Genomic DNA, 18,988 nt, shown 5'->3' with positions numbered 1-18,988 from the left:
CGGGGTGTCCTTCCGGTCGGGTCAGAGGGCTTCGAGTTTGAGGGCTTCGAGTTAGAGGGCGGAAAACTCGTCGCCGTAACGGTCGAGCACGCGGGCGGCGACGGTGCGGACGTCGCCATCGTGAGCGTCCGCGGCGGGTCCGTGTGCGATGAAGTCGGCCGCCAGCTCGTGAAGAGAGGCGTCGAGTGTGGACTGTGCGGCCTCGCGCCCGCCCGGTTCGAGCGCCTGCGGCAGGTGCCGGACGAACAGCTCCCAGCGCCGCTTGTAGTACCCGCGCACGAGCCCGCTCCACAGCCGCGCCGAGTAGTCGTGGAGCCGTTCGTTCTCAGCGGTGTTCCAGACGGTCAGCATGCGGCGGGAGTTGTCTTCCAGTACCCATTCGCCTTCCTCGTCCCCGGCCCACCGGCGCGCGGCGTCGACCCATGTGGACAGGCGCAGCGTGGGCCGCGTCCCGACGAGGTCGTCCAGATCGTCGAACGGCGCCAGGAAGGCGTCCCACCGGCCGAACCGGTGGTCGATGACGCGCAGGAGCAGGGCGGCGCACGCCAGCGCGAGGTCGTCGCCGGCGGCTGGGGACGGTGGAGCCGCGAGGAGTGCGCGGCACGCGGTGAGGAGGTCGATCGGCCGGTAGAACAGCGCCTGTCGCACGTCGTCGCCGACCGAAGAGTCCAGCAGGCCGTAGTGCGGCCGGGTGACGGCGAGCGAGATGAACCGCTCCGGGAAGATGGCTTTCGCGTCACCGTCCAGAACGGACACCCGCAGCGCTTGCCACGCCTCGTCGACGGCGGGTGCTGTCGAGCCGTACCGCTGGCGCCCGAACTCGCGTACCCAGTCTTCCAGCGGCGGCTCGGCGGACCACGCGCGGTCGGCGATCAGCTCGTAGAACGCCGGTGTGGTGTGAATGGCCTCCATCGTCAGGCCGAGTCCCACCGGTGGCCGGTCGGATCCGAGCGCGGCCTCGATGTTGCGGTCGGCGGAGCGGAGGTCGGCGACCGGTTCGGCGCGGCCACCGAAGTTGAGCAGGCCGTTCCACACCCACGGCCGCCCGCCGAAGCCGTCAAACCGAGGCCATTGTGGATCGGCCTCGCCCCAGAGGTCGAGGATCAGCAGGCGGTCGGCGGGGATGCCGTCGAGGAAGGCGGAGACCCGCTCCCTGGTCCAGTACCCGGACTGGTACGAGAACGGCCACGACTGCAGTACCCAGGTGGCGTCCGGATCGGCGGCGCGCAGCCCGTCGATGATGGCGCTGGCGACGGCGGTCGGGTATCCCGTGTCACCGTCCACTTCGTCCGGTGGCATCTCGATGAACGGGTCGGCCGCGTACAGGTGGTCGGTGCCGAACAGTTCCGCCTGGGCCCGCGCGATGCCCGTGGAGAAGCGGCCGAAGAGCGGATCGCCGGGGTCGACGACGGTGGTCGGCATGCCCTGCCAGTACCGCGTCCGGCCGCCGAAGGAGGCCGGCACGTGCCCGGTGAACGCCGGCAGCACCGGCCTCATGCCGAAGGACCGCTGCCGCGCCAGGATCCGCCGGGCCAGGGCGAGACGCTGGGGTATCCAGTGGTCCGGCAGCGGCCCGGCGAACGAGTCGAGGCAGCCCAGGTAGAGGAACGGCAGGTAGCCCGGCCCGCCCAGGAACCCCCTGATCCGCTCGTCCGTCATGCCGAGCCGCCCGTACGCGAGCGCCAGCGCGGCCTCGTGCCCGACGAGGTTGAGCGGCATCGTCACGCCGTGCAGCGCCATCCAGTCGATTTCGCGCTGCCACTCGTCCCAGCCCCAGTACGCGGTCGAATAGCTGAACGTGCAGAAGTTGAGGTAGTAGAACTCGCGCACCCGCGCCCGTCCGGTGAACGAGGCGTCAGGAAGATGTCCAAGGGCCAGCGGCAACTGGGTGTCCCACGTGACCCGCACGCCGCACGCCTCCCGCAGGTACCGGTGGATGCCGACGCACGCGGACAGCGCGTCGCCCGCGGCGACCTCCAGCCCACCGCCCCGCGCGCGCACCTCGAACGTCCGGGGCTCGGCCAGCGCGGCCAGCCGCAGCGGCTCCGAGCCGCCGGTCACCCTGCTCCAGAGGCCGTTCACGGCCGGTGCCCAGGGAGGTGTCATGGCGGCCATCCTATTACTTCCGTACGGTCCGTAAGTATGTTAGCGTCCCGATCATGGAACGCACCGTCGCGGTCGGCACGAAGTTCATGCTGGAGGTGAACGCCTCCGCGATCCTTACCCACCTGCGCTCCGCCGGCCGCGCCAGCGTCTCTGCGCTCGCCAAGCAGGCCGGGCTCTCCCGGCAGGCGGTCTCACGGTCGCTGGCCGTGCTCGAATCGATGGGCCTGGTCGAAATCTCCGCGCCCGACCGCGCCGCCACGCCGACCGGCCGGCCGCCGCAGATGGTGCGCTTCCGCGCCGAAGCCGGCCACGTGCTCGGCGTCGACATGCAGCCCGGCCACGCCCGGATCGTGGTCGCCGACCTGGCCGGCGACATCACCTCCGAGGCCACGGTATCGTTGCCACGCAAGGGATTGAGCCGCGCACTCACCGCGGCTGTCGGGCGCGTACTGGATGAGGCCGGCCTGCGACCGGGCGACATCTGGCACGTCTCGGCCGCCGCTCCCGGCATCGTCGACCCGGCAACCGGCCACTTCACGCTCAGCGTCAGCATGCCCGAGGTGGTCGGTGACACCATCCTCGCGGGGCTGCGGGCCGCCGTCGAAGCACCGGTCTATGTGGACAACGACGTCAAGCTCGCCACCACGGGGGAGCGCTGGCGCGGCACCCCGCACGCCGAGGACGCGCTGGTCTTCATCGACTGGGGCGAGCGCATCGGCGCCGGAATCGTGCTGCACGGCCAGCTTTTCCGGGGCGCCTCCAACGACGCCGGCGACATCGGCTACCTCGACCTCTGCGCACCGCCGGCGTCCGAAGGGGACGAGGATTTAGGGCCGTTCGAGCGCTGGGTGGGCACGCGTGAGCTGCTGCGCCTCACGGGCCGGGCGGTCACGCTGCCCGAGCTGGCCGCCGCCGCCGGCCGCGGCGAAGACTGGGCGGTTTCCGCCATCGGTACCGTCGGCGCGCGCTTCGCCAAGGGCGTGGCCGCCATCCGGGCCCTGCTCGACCCCGACGTCATCGTCATCGGGGGAGACATCACGCAGCTCGGCACCGGTTTGCTTGACGCGGTAACGGACGCGCTGCGTGCGGAGCAGCTCGCCCAGCCCCGGCTGGAGATTTCCGCCCTCGGCGCCGACGCGATCATCCATGGCGCCATACGCCATTCGCTGTCCTGGGTCGAACGCGAACGGTTCGACGTTTCCGCCATCCGCCGGGTCTGACCCGCCGGCCCTCCTCCCCGACATTTGCCTTCCCCCCGACAAAAGCAAGGAGACATACATGCGAACCAGGCCATTGGCAGCCGTTCTCGCGCTCGCGTTGGCGCTAACCGCGTGTGCGGAGAGCGGCGGTGGCGAGTCCGCCGCGCCCAGCGACGTCTCCAAGGAGCTGACCAAGGAGAACATCACGCTGAAGCTGGCGTACACCGACGACCCGCCCAGCAAGGCGCTCATCTCCGCGTTCGAGGCCGAGCACCCGAACATCAAGATCGACGCCCAGCAGACGCCGTTCTCGGACTACGTCAAGTCCATCAAGCTCTCCATGGCCGCCGACACCCCGCCGGACATCGCCGAGTACAACCCGGGCGCGATGCGGTCGCTGGTGCCCGCCGGGCTCATCTACGACCTGACGGCCTACGAGAAGCTGTACGGCTGGAACGACGGCTTCCCGGCGGCGAGCCTGGAGGTGCTGCGCTCCAACAAGGAGGCCAAGGAGTACGGCACCGGTGGCCTGTACGCGGTGCCGGGCGCGCTGTCGGTGCTGGGCGTGTTCTACAACAAGCAGCTGGTGCAGGCGGCCGGCGTCACCAAGCCACCGTCCACGCTGGACGAGTTCAAGGCCAACCTGGCGGCGGTCAAGGGCAAGGGCACCACGCCGTTCAGCCTCGGCGGCCTGGAGGTGGGTGGATTCCAGCTCTGGAACGCGCTCACCAACTCGCTCGGCGACGAGCAGCAGTACCGTGACTGGGTGTACGGCAAGCCGGGCTCGACGATCCAGACCGACGCCGCGAAGCAGGCCGCCCAGACCGTCGTCGACTGGGTCGGTGCGGGCTACATTCCGGCGTCCGCCAACGCCACGGCCGATGCCGACGCGCAGGCCAACTTCGTCAATGGCAAGAGCGCGTATCTCATCACCGGCAACTGGGCGGCCTCGGTCATCGAGAAGGGGATGGGCGCCAACGTCGGCTTCTTCCTGCTGCCGCAGGCCAAGGCCGGCGAGTCCACAGTGGCCTCCGGTGCGAGCGTCGCGTTCTCCATCTCGTCGAAGACCAAGCACCCGAACGAGGCGGCCGCGTTCCTGGACTTCATGCGCTCGGCCAAGGCGGCGACCATCCAGTTCGACACCGGGTTCATGCCGGTCAACAACGAGGCGCCGATCCAGGCGAGCGGCCTGCGCGGCGACATCGCGGGCGAGTTCAAGAAGGTGGTCGGTGACAACGGCATCGTGCCGTTCCCCGACTTCGCCTCGCCCAACATGATCGACCGGTTGACCTCCGGCACGCAGGGCCTCCTGAGCAAGCAGAGCACGCCCGACGCGTTCCTCACCTCACTTCAGGAGTCGTGGACCCAGTACCATGGCTGACCGGCGCCGGCTGATCGCCCTCGCCTACATCGCGCCCGCCGCGCTCGTCTACATCGGATTCGCGATCTGGCCGGCGATACACACCGTGTACCTGTCCTTTTTGGACTGGGACGGCATCCTCCCGGCGACCTGGGCGGGCCTCGACAACTACCGGGCCATCTTCACCGACTCGATGCTCGGGCCCTCGTTGTGGCACGCGATCGTCCTGATCCTGTTCTTCGCGGTCATACCGTGCGCGCTCGGCCTGTTCATGACCGCCCTGCTGCAGGGCACGACACGCGGCATGACCACGTTCCGGGTCATCTTCTTCCTGCCCCAGGTGCTCCCGCTGGTCGCGGTCGGGATCACCTGGCGCTGGCTGTACAACGACGAGGGCCTCGTCAACCAGGGGCTGCGCGCGGTCGGGCTGGGCGGCGTCACGCGGGCGTGGCTCGGCGACTACAACCTCGCGCTGATCGCCCTCGGGTTCATCGGCACCTGGGCGATGAGCGGCCTGTGCATGGTGCTTTTCCTGGCCGGTGCCCAGAAGATCGACACCTCGCTGTACGAGGCGGTGGCGATCGACGGCGGCGGGCCGGTGCGCCGGTTCTTCGTGGTCACGCTGCCGGCACTGCGCGGCGAAATCGCCATCGCGAGCGTCATCACCACGATCGCCGCGCTCGCCAGCTTCGACCTTGTCTTCGTCACCACCAACGGCGGTCCGGCCAACCAGACCACGGTGCCGGGTCTGCTCGTGTACCGGCTGGCCTTCAACGAAAGCAACATCGGCGGTGCCGCCGCCCTCGCGGTGGTGCTGACCCTGGTCGTCATCGTGTTCGTCACCGCCATCCGCCGGCTGACCCGGGAGAAGCCGTGAACACCACCCGCACGGCGGCCACCGCGCGCTACCTCGTCCTCACGGGCATGGCGGTCGCCGTACTGCTGCCGTTCGTCAGCATCGTGCTGGCCGCCTTGCACCCGTCCGGCTCGCAGATCTCCGGGCTCAGCCTTCCGGAGTCCTGGACGTGGTCGAACTTCGCCGACGCGTGGCGCGCCGCCAACTTCAGCAACCTCGTCATGTCGAGCCTGATCATCGCCGCCGGTGTGGTGCCGCTGGCGCTCGTACTGGCCACCCTCGCGGCGTACTCGCTGGCCACGCTCAACCCGCTCGGCGGCCGCGCGATCTCGATCGGCTTCGTGCTGGGGCTGACGCTCCCGATCGAGCTGGTCGTCATCCCGCTCTACTTCGACCTGCGGCAACTCGGGCTCACCAACTCGTACCTGGGCGTGATCCTCGCCGAGACGGCCCTGTTCATGCCGTTCGGCGTGTACTGGATGCAGACCCACTTCGCGTCGATCCCCGGCGAGCTGCTGGAGGCGGCGCGGGTCGACGGGGCGCGCAGCTTCACGATCCTGGCCCGGGTGCTCATGCCGATCTCCTGGCCCGCGGTCACCACGCTGGGGCTGCTCTACTTCATGTGGTCGTGGAACCAGTTCCTGCTGGTCATCGTGCTCATGCAGGATCCTGACATGCGCACGGCGCCCAGCGGCCTGGGCTTCTTCGTCGGCCAGTACTCGACGAACATCCCGCTGCTGTCGGCGGCCAGCCTCATCGTCATCGGGCCGATCGTCGTGCTCTACCTGATCTTCCAGCGGAACTTCGTCAGCGGCATCACGCAGGGCGCGATCAAGGGCTGACGGTTCCGCGTACCGCCCAGGCCCGGGCGGTCAGCGCGATGCTGCCGTCCGGCTCCTCGGCCAGCCGGGTGGCCAGCAGCTCGCGCAGCGAGCGGCGCTGGCGATCGGTCAGCGACGCCACGTACGTCGGCGCCGGCCCCTGGCCGCCCAGGAACGGCGTCCAGTAGTCGTCGAAGCTGCCGAACCGGCTCGGCACGTCGATCGGCTCGACCGCCACGTCGTCCAGGCCGGCCGCGGTCCACAGGGCGCGCAGCGGCTCGGGGCGGCACAGCGGGAAGCGCCGTGCCTCGTCGAGTTCGGCGGCCGCCGGGTTGAGCAGCTTGGCCGCGTCCCAGAACTGGCGGATCATCGCCATGCCGCCGCCGTAGTCCCACACGTATCCGGCGACCACGCCGCCGGGGGCGGCCGAGCGGACGAACTCCGCGAGCGCGGCGCCCGGGTCCGGCACGAAGTTGATGGCCAGACCACTGACCACGGCGTCTTGGGAGCCGTCGGGCACCGGCAGCCGCTGGGCGTCGCCCGCCCGCAACTCGACCCGCGGGTCGCCGACGCGCTTGCGCGCCTCTGCCAGGAACCCGTCGGATGGATCCACGCCGGTCACGCGGGCCGGATCGGCCCCGGCGAGGATCGACTCGGTCAGCGCTCCGGTGCCGCAGCCGACGTCGAGCCACCGGCGGCCCGCCGGCACGCCCAGCCACCGCACGAAGTCGCTCGCGACGAGACGGCTCCACCGCCCGACGTAGATCTCGTATGCGTCACCAACCGCCCACACATCGTGCACAGGCCGACCATACCGGCACCGGCCGTGGCGCGGGGGCCTGAGCTGCGGGTCTTGTGGCCGCGGAGGGCGAGGCCGCGGGAGCGGCGGTCTTGCGCGCGGCGGGCGTCGCGGTAGCCCAGATCTCGGTCTTAGGTTCTGTGTATCGAAGTGGGAGGTAGGGGCACCGCGAGCGGCGCCCCTACCGGAGGTGCTCAGGCGACCGTGCAGGCGGTCCCGTTGAGGGTGAACGAGGTCGGTTTGGCGGTGTTACCGCTGTGCGTGGCTTGGAAGCCGATGCTCACCGAGGCGTTCGGCGCGATGGAACCGTTGTAGGACACGTTGCGCGCCGTCACCGCTCCGCTGTTCGGGGAGTAGGTGGCGTTCCAGCCGTTGGTGATTGTCTGTCCACTGGGGAGCGTGAACCCGAGCGTCCAGCCGTTGACCGCCGTGGTGCTGGTGTTCGCGATGGTGACGCTGGCCGTCAGGCCGGTGTTCCACGCGTTGACGGTGTAGCCGACCCGGCACGCGCCCGTGGGCGGCGGTGTCGTGGGTCCGGGCGTGGTCGGTCCGGGTGTCGTGGGGCCGGGTGTCGTGGGGCCGGGTGTCGTGGGGCCGGGTGTCGTGGGGCCCGGCGTGGTCGGTCCCGGTGTCACGGTGCCGTCGAGGCCGAAGAAGCGGATCACCTGGGCCGCGTCGACCGGCAGGTTGTGCGAGACGCCCTGCATGCTGATCGCCTCGACCGGTGCCTGGCCGCCCGTGCCGCCGTAACGGGTGCGGGTGTAGCCGGACTGCGGGGTGTCCGTGAACGACGGGGTCTGGCTGAGCCCGTGCACGTTCGTCCACTGCTTGACCTGCTCGCCGAAGTTCGGGTACCGCAGGATCTCGTCGTTGGTGCCGTGCCAGATCTGCATCCGCGGCCGCGCGCCCGTGTAGCCGGGGTACGCGTTGCGAACCAGGTCACCCCATGCCTGCGGGGTGCGGATGATGGTCCCGTTGGCGCACTCGCTGTTCCACTCCGAGCCGTTGGTGGTGGCGAAGCACGCGAACGGTACGCCCGCGAAGGAGGCGCCCGCCTTGAACACGTCCGGGTACACGCCGAGCATGACGTTGGTCATCATCGCCCCGGACGAGGTGCCGGTGGCGTAGATGCGGGCGGGGTCGGCGTTGTAGCGCTGCTGCACGTACGTGACCATCGACATGAGACCGACCGGGTCGCTGCCGCCACCGCGGCGCAGTGCCGATGCCGACGAGACGTCCCAGCACAGGCTGCTGCGGGTCACCGACGGGTAGATCACGATGAAGCCGTACCGGTCGGCCTGCTGCGCGTACTGCGTACCGGAGTAGAACGCCGGTCCCGAGCCCGAGCAGTAGTGGATGGCCAGCAGGATCGGCGGGCGGGCCTGTACCCGGTCCGGCACGTACAGGTGCATGCGCAGGTTGGTGGGGTTCGTGCCGAAGCCGGTCACCTCGACCAGCGACGCCGCCGACGCCGGTGGCGCGAACGTCACCGCCGCGAGGACGGCGATCGCCGCGGCCGCGAAAGCGGCACACAGCAGTTTCAACTTCGTTCTCATGAGGGGTGGGTCCTCCGAAACGTGACACGTGGACGGAAGTGTGATCGCGGCGGCCCGTCGCCCGACCGTATCGACGGATGTCCATCGGTATCGCACAGGATCTCAAAGGACCGGAACGATGGCAAGCAATCGTCGAAACATTTAGCTACATGGTGCCGGTAGGGTGCGGCTCTACCTGCGGAAATGCCAATGAAACGTTTCGGAGTCAGTTTTTGCGCGGCGGTGCCGTGCTCCCGCGTACGACCAGCGTGGTCGCCAGCTCGATCCGGGCCTGCTCGTGCGCGTCGCCCGCCGCGAGCGACAGCACCAGCCGGGCCGCCGCCGCGCCCATCTCGTCGAACGGCTGCCGCACCGTGGTCATCGGCGGCCCGCACCAGCGGGTGCACTCCATGTCGTCGAAGCCGATCACGCTCAGGTCGTCGGGGATCGTGAGCCCGAGCTGGCGGGCCGCCTCGTACACGCCGAGCGCCTGCAGGTCGTCGCCGCACAGGATCGCGGTCGGGCGGTCGGGCAGGCTGAGCAGCTCGCGGCCCAGCTCGAGGCCGTCTTCGAAGAAGAACCGCCCGGTGCGCACGAGGCGCTCGTCGAGCGGCACGCCAGTGGTGTCCATGACCGCGCGGGCCGCTTCCAGGCGAGCGCGGGCGCACAGGTACCGGGCCGGGCCGCTGATCACCGCGATGCGCCGATGACCCAGGTCCAAGAGGTGGCGGGTGGCAGCGACGCCACCGTTCCAGTTTGCCGCGCCGACCGACGGGGTGGTGTGCTGCGGCTCCCCGGTCGGATCGAGCGCCACCAGCGGGATCCGGCTCGCCGCGAGCAGCGCGTGCTGCTCCATCGTGAAGGCCGAGTGCACGGCGATCACCCCGACGGGACGGCGCGCCAGCAGCTGCTCGGCCCACGAGCGCCCGGCCGCCGCCCGGCCGACCACGTCGGTGAACCCGACCGCGAGCTCGTGCTCCCGAACGACCTGCTCCACACCGCGCATGATCGCGATGGCCAGGTGACCCTCGAGGCCGTAGAAGACCACCTCGATGGCGGCGGATGGTGCGATGGAGTCCGGCCGGCGGTATCCATGCTCGCGCAGCAGCGCCTCGACCTGCCGGCGGGTCTCCATCGCCACGCCGGACCGGCCGTTGAGCACCCGCGAGACGGTGGGCGCCGAGACACCCGCGAGCCGGGCGATCGCGGCGACCGTCAGCTCGCCCCGGCGCCGACCCCGTCGTGCCGCATCCGCGCCGTTCGCCGTCACGCGCGCAGTTTACGTGCCGTCGAGCGTTTCAAGGTACTGCCGGGTCAGCGCCGGAGAAGCCAGGGCCAGCCAACCGTCGACGACCGCCTCGCGGAGCTTCTCACCCTCGGCGGCACTCAGCTGGATCAATACCGCCGCGTACCCGTCGAAATGCGGGATCGTGAAGAAGCCGGCCCGGCCCTCGGCGAGCACCGCCTCCTTCTCACCGAGGTCGGCCACCCGCGTCGCGAGGATCGGCCCGCCGGGCGGCTCCTCGTCGCCATACCGCTTGATGTCGGCCTTGCTGAACGTCCGCTCCCACGCGAACACCTTGCCGCCGACCGACCAGGCGCGCTGGCCGCGCCGGTCGACCTCGGCGACCTCGGGAAGGTCCGCCGCCATCCGCGCCACGTCGTCGAGCGTCGCCATGGACGCACCCTACCCCCGCGCCCCGGTCACCGGATCCCCATCGGGCACGCCCATGACCAGGTACAGCGCGGGGAGGCCGGCGATCGCCGTCATCGTGATCGCGGCGGCCGCGAGGTGCCCGCCGACCAGCAGCGGCGTCACGAGCGCCGAGCCGACCGGCGGCGTCGCCTGCATCAGCGTGCGCAGCGCGGCGAACCCGCGGCCGTGCAGCTCGGGCGGGATGCGGCGCATCCGCAGCGACTGTGCCCACACCGTCATCGGCGCGCTCAGCGCGCCGACCGCGAAGAACCCCGCGATCACCGGCAGCTGGTGCGGCGCGGCCAGCAGCGAGAGGAACGCCGCCGCAGCGGCCGCCTGCATCAGGCCGATGGCGACGACCCGGGACCCGCGCGGCTGCCGCTGCCCCGCGAAGGTCGCGCCGACGATCTCGCCGGCGGCCAGCGCCGACAGCAGCACGCCGAGCGCCGTGGCGCCGCCGGACAGGTGGTTTCGGGCCAGCCAGGGCGCGGTCACCATGAGCATGCCCTCGGCGACGTTGAACGCCATGAACGCGAGCGTGGTGGCGACGATCACCGGGTCCCGCAGGACCGCCCGGAGCGCGCTCGTGCCGCTTGGGGCGCCGGTGCGGGTGCCGCCGTGGGTCGCCGGTGGGCGCAGCGGCCGGCGCACGCGAGCCGCCGCGACCGCGAAAACCAGAAACGACGCGCAGTCGACGAGAAGCACGTTGGCCGCGCCGACCCAGCCAACGAGCAGCCCGGCGGCGGCCGGCCCGACGACACCGGCGACGCTGAAGCTCAGCGACTCCAGCGCGTTGGCGGTGTCCAATTCGGACTCGTCGACGAGCTGGGGGATCGCGGCGGGGAAGCCGGCCAGGGGCACCATCTTGAGCAGGCCGTAGGCGGCCGCCACGAGGAACGGCAGCCACCCGGGCGTGGTGCCGAGCGCGGCGGTGAGTGGGATCGAGGCGACCGCTGCGGCGCGCAGCAGGCTGTCGGTGGCCAGCATCGCGCGCTTGTCGAACCGGTCCAGCAGCGGCCCGACGGCGACCCCGCCCAGCAGCACGGGCGCGGTGTAGCAGACGCCGAGCAGGCCGAGCCGGGCGGCGCCGTCCGGAGCCGAGAGGACCAACCACGACAGCGCCACGAACGTCATGCCGTCGCCCAATGTGGACACGATGGAACCGGTCCACAGTCGACGGAAGTCGCCGTGGCCGAGGACGCGAAGGTACTGCCGCATCTATTCGCTCTCCGCCCACAGGTGCATGGTGGCGTAGGAACGCCAGGGTCGCCATCGCTCGGCGTACCCGAGCAGGGCCTTCTTGTCTCCGGCGATGCCGAGCCGGCGCGCGGCCCGCAGCAACCGGGGGTCGTCGCCCGGGAAGGCGTCGGGGTCGCCCAGCACGCGCATGGCGATAATGGATACCGACCAGGGTGTGATGCCGGGCAGCGCGCGGAGGGCGGCGATGGTGGCCTCGCGGTCGGCGCCGCGGTCGAGCGGCAGCGAGCCGTCGTTGACGGCGCGCGCGAGCGCTCGGACGGTCGCGTCGCTGTGAGTGCGAAGCGCTGCCGCGCCGGGGATGCCGCCCTCGCGGGCGGCGAGCTCCGCGGACCGCTCGCGGCCCAGGATCGCCCGCACCGCCATCTCGAATCCGTCAGCGCAGCCGGGCACCCGCAGCCCGGGCCGGGCGCGCGCCAGCGGCCCGAGCGCGGCGTCGATGGTTTCGGGATCGGCGTCCAGGTCGAACAGCTCCCGGCAACGCTGGACCGCGGCGGTCACGTCTCGAAGGTCGTCGAGCGACAGCCGGAGCGTGGCCGCGGGCGAGTCCGGCGGGTCGGGGAACGCGACCACAACCTCGCCCGCGCCGAGCGCTCGCCGGTAGGTCCGGCCGGTGACCTCCTCGACGCCCGGCAGCGCGTCGGCCGCCAGCAGGTCAAGCATCGCTCCCGCCGCCAGCGGCGCGCGGTAGGGCAGGCGGAGCTCGAGCACCCCGCCCGCGTCCAGCACGGCCGCCGTGCGGCCACGCCGCAGGTCGCCCGGCGGGCAGCCGAAGGCCGCGCGCACGCCCTCGTTGAACTGCCGCACGCTGGCGTATCCGGCGGCGAACGCCACGTCGGCCAGCGGCAGGCCGCTCGACTCGATCAGCAGCCGCGCGGTGCGGGCGCGGCGGTGGATGGCTAGCGCCTGCGGGCCGGCGCCCACCTCGGCGACCAACTGCCGGTGCAGGTGGCGCTCGCTGACCGCCAGCCGGCGCGCCAACCCGGCGACGCCCTCGTCGTCGACCGCACCACCGGCGATCAGCCGCAGCGCCCGCGCGGCAAGATCACCACGCACATTCCACTCCGGGGACGCCGGGGCCGCGTCGGGCCGGCAGCGCCGGCATGCCCGGAACCCGGCAGACTCCGCGGCCGCCGGAAGCCCGAAGAACCGCGTGTTTTCGGGCTTGGGGGTGCGCGAGGGACAGCTGGGACGGCAGTACACCCGCGTGCTGGTCACCGCGACGACGAACCGGCCGTCGAAGCGGGCGTCGCGGCTCGCCATCGCGAGGTAAGCCGTCTCGAAGTCGAACACCCGCACATCATGCGGCGCCCGACCGACATGTTCTGGCGGTGATCGGACGAGGCGGTGCGTCAAGGCCTGTTTCATAAGGGTCGGCCGGCGCCGCCGGTCGTCGTCTGGGTCCGCCGCAGGCCGGCCACGCCCTTATGAACAGGCCTTAGTCGAGGCTGGCTTTGAAGCGCGCCACATAGCGGCGCTGCCATGGGGTCTCGACGGCGCCGTGGTGGTAGTGGCGGCGGACGTAAGCGACGGCCTCCGCGGGCGGGACGCCGTCGAGGATCGCGAGGCACGCCAGGGCGGTGCCGGTGCGGCCACGGCCGCCGCCGCAGGCAAGCTCCACACGTTCGGTCGCGGTCCGCTGCCACGCTTCATCGAGTACGCCGCGCGCGTCACCGCGATCGCTGGGCAACCAGAAGTCGGGCCAGCGCAGCCAGCGACTCTCCCAGTCCACTGTGGGCGGTGGCTTGCCGAGCAGGTACACGCCGAAGGTGGGCGTCTGGCCGGACGGCAGCGGATAGCGCAGGCCGCGCCCGCGTACCAGCCGCCCGGATGGCAGCCGCAGCACCCCGGCGGCGCCCTCGTCCCACATGTCCGTCATGGCGCGGGGACCGGCAGGGCCGGTGCCGGTGCCGGTGCCGGGGCGGCACGCATCGTGAAGACCGCGCCGAAGACGAGGCCGGGCAGCACACCCAGAAGGGTGAAGAGCAGATCGGTGTCCGCGCTGTTGATCGCCGGGCTCCCGGCGAGCGCGGTGAGAGCCGCCGCTACCGGCACCACGAAGCCGGTAACGAGCACCGTGGACATGAGCAGCAGCGGGTATCCCAGCAGCGTCCCGGCCGCCAGCACGGCGTACGCCAGCAGGCCGCGCCCCGCGGGTCTCGGCCACGCCGTCACCGCTACGCCGCTGAGCAGCGCGGCGCTGACCAGGACAGCCACCAGCAGGCGGTCCGACTGCGGCGGCATCGCGCGCAGCACGACCACGCCGGCGACACCGACCGCGGCGGTGGCGAGGGCGACCCGGAACCGGATCGCGCCGACCGCTGGCGCGGCGGCCAGCGCGCAGGCGGCGGCGACCATCGCGAGCAACACACCCGCCACCAGCGCGGACGGGGTGAGGCTAGGCTCGGTGTCGGTCGGTGACTCCAGCGCACCGGCGAGCGCGGCCGTCGCGGCGGCGACCGAGGCTGCCACCAGAAGCGCGTGCCGGCCAGCCTTGATCGGGGCGCGCGTGCCCGTGTACATCGCGGCCGACAGCAGCCCGCCCGTGACCACGGCGAGCGCGGCGGCGGCCGCCCAACCGGAGACGCCGAGGCGATCCAGCCAGACGTCAGCGGCCAGCCACGCACCGCTGCCGAGCAGGGCCAGCCGGGTGCGCAGCCGCTCGCCGCGAAACACCAAGATCACCGCCGCGACCGCCGCAACGACGGCCATCCAGCGAACGTCTCGCATCCAGTAGGCGTTGTTGCCAACGAGCTCGCCGTGCGACTCGTAGCGCGGCTGCAGCACCGCCAGCCCGATCGCCCACAAAAGCGCCCCACCCCAGGCACACAAGACCCCAACCGCACGCATGCCGGAACTTTAGCCGGCCGGTCCGGTCCACCGTGTACCGCGACGCTTGTCTACGGATCTGTTTCCATGGATACTACGCAATGTTTCAGCGGATCGATTCCGCCCCATGCCCACCCGGTCCCGCCGACTGCCCAGCGGCGGGACCGGGTGCCGCGGGGCACGATGCTCCTATGATCGGACGACTGCACGGCATCGTGATCGACTGCCCAGACCCGTCGGCGCTAGCTTCGTTTTACGAGAGGCTGCTCGGCATGGTCCGCGTCCAGGACGAAGGCGACTGGGTCGTCATCGGAATCTCCGCCGACCAGCCCGGCCTAGCCTTCGCACGCGCCGCCGACTTCACGCCACCCACCTGGCCGGCACCCGAGGTCCAGCAGCAGATGCACTTCGACCTGATGGTCCCCAACCTCGATGAGGCCGAGAGTGCGGTCCTGGCCCTCGGCGCACGCCGCCTGCCAGGCGGCGCCGAAGTCTTCCGCGTCTTCGCCGACCCCGCCGGCCACCCGTTCTGCCTCTGCCTAGCGACATAACCACACATCCGCGCCCCATACCCGCCGCGCCGACGCGCCGCACGTCGTCCGCGCTGCGTGTGCACTGGCCACTCCCCGCCCGCTCCGCTCCGTCCGCCGTCCGCTCCGCCCGCTCCCGGCTCTGCGCGCTGCCCGCTCTCTGCGCGCTCCGCCGCCTTCCCTCGCGCCGTGCGACCGCGCCGCTCGCCCCCTTCCGCCGATCAAGGGCAAACGCACGTGGTTCGATCTCAAAACCGCGTGTATTCGGCCTTGATCGATGCGAACACCCTTGATCGGCGTGGCTGATCGGGCTTGCGGCCCAACCAGACGCCCGAGACCCGTCGCAGAACCAGGTCGTCGTCCGGAGGTTCGGCGTCCGCTGGTGAAACTCGTAACGGGCGGGTCTTCGATGAACGCCCGGTATCCGTGCGTCATCGCCCAACGCCACAGCATCGCCTGGTCCGCGAACGGGATGGCGACCTCGGCGAGATCCTCCTGGAGTTCCACGAACCCCACCGCCTCCAACAGGTCGGCGCAGTCGATTGGCTTGCCCATACCGCCATCCGACGACAGGTACGCGGTGAACTCCCCGAACAACGCGTCGAGCCGGCAGCAGAGCGTGGTCGGCCGGGCAGGAAGGCTGCTGCTGCGAGCACTGCCACCCGTAAGCGCGAACCGCCCATCCGCGCCAACACCCGGTACGCCTCGGCGACGCCGGCTGCGGGCTCGTCGAGGATGTGGATGACGAACGACGCCGCGACCAGGTCGAAGCTCCCGGACCGGAACGTCAGCTGTCGCACTGGGTAGTCCGCAGCGAGCCATTTTCACCGTCGCGTGGCGCTGTCACGACGCACCCGCGCTCAAGAGGCGGGCCGGTCAGCGCACCGCCTCCGGCGCCCAGGTCGAGAAAGCGACAGCCTGGGGGCGGATCCAAGGCAGCCACGATGACCGCCCCATACTCCGGGAAGAAGGGCGCCACTTCGTCGTAGTGGTCGGCGGCACGGTCGAACAGCCTGTTTACGTTCGCCGGTGGTAGATGTTGCGGCGAGGTTTGCGCTCACTATCCACATAGGGCGGTGGGATGAACTCTGGCCGGCCGTCGTCGGCCATCCGCACTTCCCACTCTCCGCGGTGGATGAGCCGATGGTGATATCCACACAACAGGACGCCGTTGTGCAGCGCGGTATCGCCGCCGTCTGTCCAGTGTCGAATGTGGTGGCCGTCGCACCATTGTGGGGGTCGATCACATCCGGGGAAGGCACATCCGCCGTCCCGTGCGACGAGTGCTCGTCGTAGTGGTCCGGTGAACAGCCGTCGTTGCTGTCCGACGTCGAGGATCTGCCCCTGCCCACCGAGCACGATTGGCAGGATGTGGGCGTCGCAGGCCAGCCGTCGCACCTGCTCGGCGGTCAACCGTTCCCCGCTGTCGAGCTGCCCGACGCCCAGTTCTTTACGCACGACGTCGTATGGCACGGTGACCGCGACCTGTGGCCGGTCTCCGCCGTTGTCCGGCAGCTGTTCGGTGTGTAGCGCTAGCCGGCATACCTCGACGAGTGCGTCGGCGCGGCGTTGGGCGGGTGTGCGTTCGAGGTCGGGTTTGCACAGCGGGTCGAGGGCGGCGTTGACGATCGCTGCGGCCTCAGCGTCGAGCCAGCCGGTGACCCGGTAGCGGCCGTCGCCGTTGTTGGTCAGCGTGAACGCCCGTGTCCGTTGGGCGCGTTTCTCGTCGCGTTCGGCGGCGCGCCGGTCGGCTTCGTCGGCCACTTCTGGTGCCACATGTGCCAGGATCCGTTCCGCGGCTTTGCGGAAGGTGGCTGGCTCCCAGTCGGTGAAGTCCGCGATCAATGTTTTCTCGGCCAGGTCCACCACATCCGCCGAGTTCTCGTCGGCCAGATCGTGAACGGTCTTGGCGACGATGTGGGCCTGCTCGACGGTGACCGCCGCCGTGGATAGCGCTGCATCCAGCGTCGGCCGTTGGTCCAGTGTCTTGGCCAGGTCGACCGTGCGGCGGGCGGCATTGATGCTGACATGTAGCTGTTCGCGGAGCCAGACGGCGGTGCTGGCGGCCTCCTGCGTGATGGGCAGGTTGCGGCCGTCTATCTCGCGGATCAGGTGGAGTTTGACGGCGGTGAGCATCTGTTCGGCGTCGTGCACTGTGTGGATCGCGTCGATGAGGTCGGTGTCGGGCAGCGACCAGACCGGGGTGCCGGCGCAGTGGCCGGCGATCTCCCTGAGCTGCTCCAACATTTCCCGCACACATTGATTCTCGTACGTGTGTGCAGTGATCGTTGCCCCGCCAGCCGACACGCCGGCCGACACGCCGATACCGCAGAAATTGATCGGCCGGATATGGCTGCGGGGGCCGTCGAGGGCCAAGCCGTTGCGGCCTGGTTGGTTGTGTATCGCGCGGGGTGAGGCCGCGGGAGCAGCGGGCGTGGACCGCGGCGGACGTCGCGGGAGCCCGAGGATTGGTTCTGATCCTGAACCGGAAGCCTTACGGTGACAGTGTCAGCCAGGTGTGGCCGAGTCGGTCGAGGTTGGCGCGGCCGGCGTTGTCGGCGTCGGGTGTTTCGCGCGCCTGTGGTGCGCGTGCCGAACAGGAATCCGTCCATGATGGTGGTTGCTTCGGGGATCAGCCACGGGTGCGTGCCGAGCGCGTGGGCGAGGTCGATGCCGTGGACGGCGAGTTCGAAGACGCGGGTGTAGGGCTCAGATGGGGGAGGCTGGCCGTCGGGTTGAAGGTTCGAGCGCCGGGGGTCGACCCGAACCGGGGTGCGGTGCCGGGTGCGGAGAGGACGCAGCCGTAGGGACGTCCGACGCCCGGCGGAGGCCGCCGATCAAGGGCCTTTGCGTGGATCAAGGCCAAATGCACGCGGAAATGCGATCAAATCACGTGCATTTGCCCTTGATCGGCGGAAGCGGCGGAAGCGGCGGAAGCGGCGGGAGGGGTGGGAGGGGCCGGAGGGGTGGGAGGGGCGGCTGTTTCGGGCGTGGGGGCTTTGGCGGTCATCAGGGTTGCCTTGCCCGGGTATGCGACCGGCTCTGTGCCGCCCAGCGCCGCCACAGCTGCCATCCAACCGGATCTGGCGGCGTTGTAGGCCTGGGCGACGATGTTCCAGGTGGATGAGGCGGCGCCGGGTAGGACGTGCATGGTTGCCCGGTCGACCGCCGGGTCCCATACTCGCCGCAGTATCGCCGCCGTCGCGGTCGTCAGGTCTGACCAGCGGATCAGCAGCTCGGCACGGTCGGCTGGCGTGAGGTGGTCGGCGATCTCGGGGGTGCAGTGCACCCGGGCCACCAGCCACCAGTCCGAGGCGTCGTGGAGCCGTTCCGACAATAGCCGGGCGATCGCGTCGACCGGGCTGTTCGCGCCGAACCGGCGGCGGCGCCGCGCGGCGAGATAGGCGGCGAGGGAGCCGGCGGCCGGGTCTTGGCGGAATCGGTCGGCGGTGATGTCGGCCGCCAGCCCGGCCCGTCCGGCGAGCGGCAGGCCGCGCGAGCGTAGTTCCGTCTCTATGCGGTCGATCCGGGCGTCCACTTTGGTCAGTACTCGCCAGCCGCGATTGTACTGGCGGCGGGAAAGCTTGATGCCGCGCGCTTCGCGGTCGAGGCGCCCGAGACGGCCGTCCGCGTTGCCGGTCGCCGTCCAGAAGATGGTTTCGCCTACGCCGTACCCGATGAGCCGTAGCGCGTCAGGGTCGGTGATGGCTTCGGAGAGCTCGGCGGGGTCGCGGCGTCGCAGTGCGGCGAGCGACACCGCCGTTGGTGGATCGTCCACAGCGGACGGGTTGCCGCGCCGCGCGGCCCGCCGTAGCGCGGACTCTTCGGCCGGGGTGAAGTCCTGGCCGCTGGCGAGGATGAGCGCGACCACGTCTTCGGGGCGCAGCCGCGATTCGAGCGACGCGTAGAGCCGGTCGATGGTGCCGCTCGGATCGGACATGCGATACCTCCCAGACCGGGCCGACCGTAGGCCGGTTCCAGCCTGGGAGGCAACCGCATT

The 18,988-nt window shown here is 70.8% G+C and carries 17 protein-coding genes; 5 read left to right on the top strand and 12 right to left on the bottom strand.

The features are described 5' to 3' along the window. Positions 1-51: 51 nt before the first annotated feature. The gene (locus QMG73_RS10320; protein WP_281894027.1) at positions 52-2,106 is read right to left on the bottom strand and encodes an alpha-N-acetylglucosaminidase; all 2,055 of its coding nucleotides are present in this window, start codon (positions 2,104-2,106) and stop codon (positions 52-54) included. 53 nt (positions 2,107-2,159) lie between these two features. On the opposite strand from QMG73_RS10320, the gene QMG73_RS10315 reads away from it, so the two are divergent. From QMG73_RS10315 to QMG73_RS10300, 4 genes are read left to right on the top strand one after another with little or no spacing between them, the layout of a single operon-like run. Further along, positions 2,160-3,326, top strand: coding sequence for an ROK family transcriptional regulator (locus QMG73_RS10315; RefSeq protein ID WP_281894026.1), 1,167 nt, complete (start codon positions 2,160-2,162; stop codon positions 3,324-3,326). A gap of 58 nt (positions 3,327-3,384) precedes the next feature. Further along, the gene (locus tag QMG73_RS10310) at positions 3,385-4,686 is read left to right on the top strand and encodes an ABC transporter substrate-binding protein (RefSeq protein WP_281894025.1); all 1,302 of its coding nucleotides are present in this window, start codon (positions 3,385-3,387) and stop codon (positions 4,684-4,686) included. Further along, positions 4,679-5,542, top strand: coding sequence for a carbohydrate ABC transporter permease (locus QMG73_RS10305; RefSeq protein ID WP_281894024.1), 864 nt, complete (start codon positions 4,679-4,681; stop codon positions 5,540-5,542). The genes QMG73_RS10310 and QMG73_RS10305 overlap by 8 nt, the downstream gene beginning before the upstream one ends. Next, the gene (locus tag QMG73_RS10300; RefSeq protein WP_281894022.1) at positions 5,539-6,363 is read left to right on the top strand and encodes a carbohydrate ABC transporter permease; all 825 of its coding nucleotides are present in this window, start codon (positions 5,539-5,541) and stop codon (positions 6,361-6,363) included. Before QMG73_RS10305 ends, QMG73_RS10300 begins: the two co-directional genes overlap by 4 nt. On the opposite strand, the gene QMG73_RS10295 is transcribed toward QMG73_RS10300, so the two are convergent. The 8 genes from QMG73_RS10295 to QMG73_RS10260 all read right to left on the bottom strand — a co-directional run bounded on the left by QMG73_RS10295 (position 6,353) and on the right by QMG73_RS10260 (position 14,479). Further along, positions 6,353-7,144 (bottom strand): class I SAM-dependent methyltransferase, encoded by a 792-nt coding sequence (locus QMG73_RS10295; RefSeq protein ID WP_281894021.1) that lies wholly within the window; start codon positions 7,142-7,144, stop codon positions 6,353-6,355. The two genes, QMG73_RS10300 and QMG73_RS10295, sit on opposite strands and share 11 nt — an antisense overlap. Before the next feature lie 191 nt (positions 7,145-7,335). Continuing rightward, positions 7,336-8,697: an extracellular catalytic domain type 1 short-chain-length polyhydroxyalkanoate depolymerase gene (locus QMG73_RS10290; protein WP_281894020.1), complete on the bottom strand. Its 1,362-nt coding sequence runs from the start codon at positions 8,695-8,697 to the stop codon at positions 7,336-7,338. A gap of 205 nt (positions 8,698-8,902) precedes the next feature. Further along, the gene (locus tag QMG73_RS10285; protein ID WP_281894018.1) at positions 8,903-9,946 is read right to left on the bottom strand and encodes a LacI family DNA-binding transcriptional regulator; all 1,044 of its coding nucleotides are present in this window, start codon (positions 9,944-9,946) and stop codon (positions 8,903-8,905) included. 9 nt (positions 9,947-9,955) lie between these two features. After that, positions 9,956-10,354 carry an MmcQ/YjbR family DNA-binding protein gene (locus QMG73_RS10280; RefSeq protein ID WP_281894017.1) on the bottom strand — a complete coding sequence of 133 codons (399 nt, stop codon included), beginning with the start codon at positions 10,352-10,354 and terminating at the stop codon, positions 9,956-9,958. Between the two features lie 9 nt (positions 10,355-10,363). Next, a complete protein-coding gene (locus tag QMG73_RS10275; RefSeq protein WP_281894016.1) occupies positions 10,364-11,590 on the bottom strand; it encodes an MFS transporter in 1,227 nt (408 codons plus the stop codon). Next, positions 11,591-12,892, bottom strand: a complete 1,302-nt coding sequence (locus tag QMG73_RS10270; RefSeq protein WP_281894387.1) for an AlkA N-terminal domain-containing protein — start codon at positions 12,890-12,892, stop codon at positions 11,591-11,593. A gap of 175 nt (positions 12,893-13,067) precedes the next feature. Next, entirely contained in the window at positions 13,068-13,508 is a 441-nt protein-coding gene (locus tag QMG73_RS10265; protein ID WP_281894015.1) for a protein-tyrosine phosphatase family protein, read from the bottom strand. Then, positions 13,505-14,479, bottom strand: a complete 975-nt coding sequence (locus QMG73_RS10260) for a hypothetical protein (protein ID WP_281894014.1) — start codon at positions 14,477-14,479, stop codon at positions 13,505-13,507. The genes QMG73_RS10265 and QMG73_RS10260 overlap by 4 nt, the downstream gene beginning before the upstream one ends. Before the next feature lie 170 nt (positions 14,480-14,649). Between QMG73_RS10260 and QMG73_RS10255 the strand changes: the two genes are divergently transcribed. Beyond that, positions 14,650-15,009, top strand: coding sequence for a VOC family protein (locus QMG73_RS10255; protein ID WP_281894013.1), 360 nt, complete (start codon positions 14,650-14,652; stop codon positions 15,007-15,009). A 410-nt stretch (positions 15,010-15,419) separates the two neighbouring features. Here the strand turns inward: QMG73_RS10255 and QMG73_RS46350 are convergent, their stop codons facing one another. The 3 genes from QMG73_RS46350 to QMG73_RS10245 all read right to left on the bottom strand — a co-directional run bounded on the left by QMG73_RS46350 (position 15,420) and on the right by QMG73_RS10245 (position 18,928). Then, entirely contained in the window at positions 15,420-15,788 is a 369-nt protein-coding gene (locus tag QMG73_RS46350) for a methyltransferase domain-containing protein (protein WP_407676769.1), read from the bottom strand. A 217-nt stretch (positions 15,789-16,005) separates the two neighbouring features. Beyond that, complete coding sequence (locus tag QMG73_RS10250; protein WP_281894385.1) at positions 16,006-17,235, bottom strand: HNH endonuclease signature motif containing protein; 1,230 nt, start codon at positions 17,233-17,235, stop codon at positions 16,006-16,008. Between the two features lie 637 nt (positions 17,236-17,872). Continuing rightward, on the bottom strand, positions 17,873-18,928 hold the full coding sequence (locus tag QMG73_RS10245; RefSeq protein WP_281894012.1) for a hypothetical protein: 1,056 nt from the start codon (positions 18,926-18,928) through the stop codon (positions 17,873-17,875). Positions 18,929-18,988 lie beyond the last annotated feature (60 nt).

Source organism: Phytohabitans aurantiacus (assembly GCF_027923225.1).
GTDB classification, from domain to species: domain Bacteria; phylum Actinomycetota; class Actinomycetes; order Mycobacteriales; family Micromonosporaceae; genus Phytohabitans; species Phytohabitans aurantiacus.
This window is presented reverse-complemented; position numbering and strand designations above follow the sequence as displayed.